The following is a 2,905-nucleotide window of genomic DNA, read 5'->3' as shown; positions in this document are numbered from 1 at the left end:
CTTTCTTGTACTTCTCTAGCCTTTGATAATCTTGTTTTGTGGGTTCTTTGATTCTTGTGATATCTAGATTGTGCAAAAGATCTGCAACCTTTATTTTTTTAGCTAACTTTGATGTAGATACTCTAGATATATATTCAAAATAAGATTCATCTTTTCTATGCGTTAATATAATTACCGTATCTACGATTTCATTTGAGAACATATTTCTCAATTCATCTTCTGTGACATTTGTATCTTCTAATACATCATGTAAATATGCAACTGCCTTTTCTGTATCCGTATCCATATAAGAAGCCACTTTCATCGGATGCAAGATATAATCTTTCCCTGCTTTAACCACTTGTTTAGAATGTGCCTTTTTTGCGATTTGAAATGCTAATTCATGAAACATTACTTTAAACCTCGAATACTTTCTAAAAAGCGAATGCTTGGATAATTCTTATGAGTATGATACTCCATCCATTTGGCTAGATAGATTAAGTCATCAAGATTGAAATTGAAATGATCTTTAACATACTCTAAGTTTTCTTCTTTGCACCTAAATAGAGCGCGATATTTCTTTAATTGTTCTACACTCCATTTGGGATATTGATTGTGATTGCACTTTTCACATAAGAATCCACCATCTTTTACAGAAAGAGTTTCGACTCTTGTGCTTTCACAATGTACACACCCTTGGATAAACGGTTGGATTCCTTCTTGTTCAATACAATATTTTAGAATGATGCAGGCCCAAAAATAAAAATCATCTAAGTCTTTGTCGGCTGCGTTCCAACAATCCAATACTACGTTGAATAAATTCTCTTCTTTTTTAGTTTTAGAAATCAAGTCGTGCAACACGAAACAACAACTCGATTTAAACAGATCTTCTTGAATGTGATAGTAATAATGAATGGTTTGTCCTTGTAGTAATAAAGGCATTTTTGTCTTATCTTCGATCATGAATTCATTATAAGAAAAGGGCTGTACAAGCCGCAAATTCTTAGAATTGGGTTTGAACAGTCCTCTTGCGTATAAAGTTAAAATGGAATCTGTCGTCAATACTTTGACTAGGCCATCCTTATCTTTGTATTCACCAACACTTAATACAAGTGCCTGAATCTTAGTCTTCATCGATTTGTTCTAATTCGTCTAAACCGAATTCTTTGATCTTGTTTTCGTGATTACGCCAATTCTTTTCGACACGCACAAAGAGTTCCAAATCCACACTGCATCCGAGCATATCTTTTAATTCCTTTTGTGCATCTAGACGAATCGAACGAATCATGCTCGCTTGTTTACCAATCAAGATTCCCTTCTGTGATTCACGATCGACTACCACCATCATTTGAAGATACATGCGGTTACCACGTTTTTCTTTACGCTCTAAAATAACCGCTACACTATGAGGGATTTCCTCATGTGTTTTAAATAAGATCTTTTCACGAACAATTTCACACATTCTAAAATTGATGTCATGATCCGACTTCATTTCTTCAGGAAACATCGGCTCGCCTTCTGGCAAATACCCTTTGAACACCTTCAATAACTCTTCTAAATTGTCTTTATCCAAAGCACTGATTGGAACAATATCATTAAAGTCATATTGTTTTTGCCAATACATCAAACGCTTTAATAATTGTTCCTTACCAAGTTTATCAATCTTATTCATGATCAATACAACCGGTTTATGTAATGTTTCAATACGTTTTAAAATGAATGAATCTCCTGTTCCAAAAGCTTGAGAGCCATCTACAATCCATCCGATCACGTCACAATCTTCCATTGCCGAATAGGCATTCTTATTTAAGACGCGTCCAAGTTGTTGTTGCGGCTTATGTATACCTGGTGTATCTACAAACACATATTGACAATCTTCATTTGTCAAAATACCCGAAATATTGTTTCTTGTCGTATTCGGTTTGTCCGACATGATTGCGATTTTTTCTTTCAACAATGCATTCAACAATGTTGATTTTCCTGCATTGGGTCTTCCTACGATCGCAATAAATCCTGATTTATAATTACTCATTTTACCTCCGTTTTAAAATAGTTTGGGCAAAAATACATAAAGCCCAATACATGCGGCAAGCACGCTAATAATAAAGACAGCTCCTGCAGCCATATCCTTAATATGTTTGGCTTGTTGGGTATGTTCAAGAGAAATATAATCCACGCATCTTTCAATACACGAATTGATGATTTCACTAAACCATACTAAGCCAATGGCGAAAATCAACATCATCCACTCATTTAGTGAACAATGAAAGAAAATGCCGCACAATATCACAATCAATCCAAAGATGCCTTGAAGACGAATACTGCGATCACAAGTGAAAGCGTAAAATAGACCTTGAAAGGCATATTTAAATCTACCTTTGAACCAATTCATCTAAGATCTCATCCTGTAAGGCAAACATCACCTTTTCATCCTCTTCCTTCATGTGATCATATCCCATTAAATGAAGTAATCCATGGCAGAATAAGAAACATGCTTCACGACGAATCGAATGACCATAGGCTTTAGCTTGATCACGAATAGCTTGTACATTGATGAAGATATCACCCAGTTCATATTGGTCTTCTTCAATCCACATATCACTCATATCATCTTGAATCGCAAAGCTAATGACATCTGTAGGACGGTCAACATTACGATAGTCACGATTAATTTCGTGAATCTGTTCAGGTGTTACATAAATTACCGATAAACTCCAGTCTCCCTTTCTGTCTAACACCTTGCAGGCACGTTCTAATATCCTTTCAAAATCTTTTTTGTATCGATAGACACTTCTATCTTTTGCGTTATTTGTAAAAATTATTTCCATGCCTTGATTATACACTAAACTAAGAAAAAAAACTTTTTTTTTCGAAAAGACACATTTAATAAAACAGGATATAGACATAATTAATGTCAAATAGACTT

General features: G+C 34.7%; 5 protein-coding genes. All 5 read right to left on the bottom strand.

Annotated features, from left to right (window positions below; genetic code table 11):
- Positions 1-391 (bottom strand): HD domain-containing protein (locus tag ACZQCL_RS08240; protein ID WP_482482726.1); only part of this gene is annotated, 391 nt, incomplete at its 3' end.
- Positions 391-1,113 (bottom strand): DNA repair protein RecO, encoded by a 723-nt coding sequence (gene recO, locus ACZQCL_RS08235; RefSeq protein WP_288522148.1) that lies wholly within the window; start codon positions 1,111-1,113, stop codon positions 391-393. The genes ACZQCL_RS08240 and recO, both read right to left, overlap by 1 nt.
- Positions 1,103-2,011, bottom strand: coding sequence for a GTPase Era (gene era, locus ACZQCL_RS08230; protein WP_154555183.1), 909 nt, complete (start codon positions 2,009-2,011; stop codon positions 1,103-1,105). The genes recO and era overlap by 11 nt, the downstream gene beginning before the upstream one ends.
- Positions 2,012-2,023: 12 nt before the next feature.
- Entirely contained in the window at positions 2,024-2,371 is a 348-nt protein-coding gene (locus ACZQCL_RS08225) for a diacylglycerol kinase family protein (RefSeq protein ID WP_227991810.1), read from the bottom strand.
- Positions 2,352-2,807, bottom strand: a complete 456-nt coding sequence (gene ybeY, locus ACZQCL_RS08220; RefSeq protein WP_117572319.1) for an rRNA maturation RNase YbeY — start codon at positions 2,805-2,807, stop codon at positions 2,352-2,354. The genes ACZQCL_RS08225 and ybeY overlap by 20 nt, the downstream gene beginning before the upstream one ends.
- Positions 2,808-2,905: the final 98 nt, after the last annotated feature.

The sequence above is a fragment of the Holdemanella sp. genome, from assembly GCF_056804935.1.
The sequence above is the reverse complement of the archived record's forward strand: the minus strand, read 5'-3'. Positions and strand labels throughout refer to the sequence as shown.

Bases quoted from the DNA above. Each gene is read 5' to 3' on its own strand.
- ACZQCL_RS08225 (WP_227991810.1), bottom strand. From the start codon at position 2,371: ATGAATTGGTTCAAAGGTAGATTTAAATATGCCTTTCAAGGTCTATTT.
- era (WP_154555183.1), bottom strand. From the start codon at position 2,011: ATGAGTAATTATAAATCAGGATTTATTGCGATCGTAGGAAGACCCAAT.
- ybeY (WP_117572319.1), bottom strand. From the start codon at position 2,807: ATGGAAATAATTTTTACAAATAACGCAAAAGATAGAAGTGTCTATCGA.
- recO (WP_288522148.1), bottom strand. From the start codon at position 1,113: ATGAAGACTAAGATTCAGGCACTTGTATTAAGTGTTGGTGAATACAAA.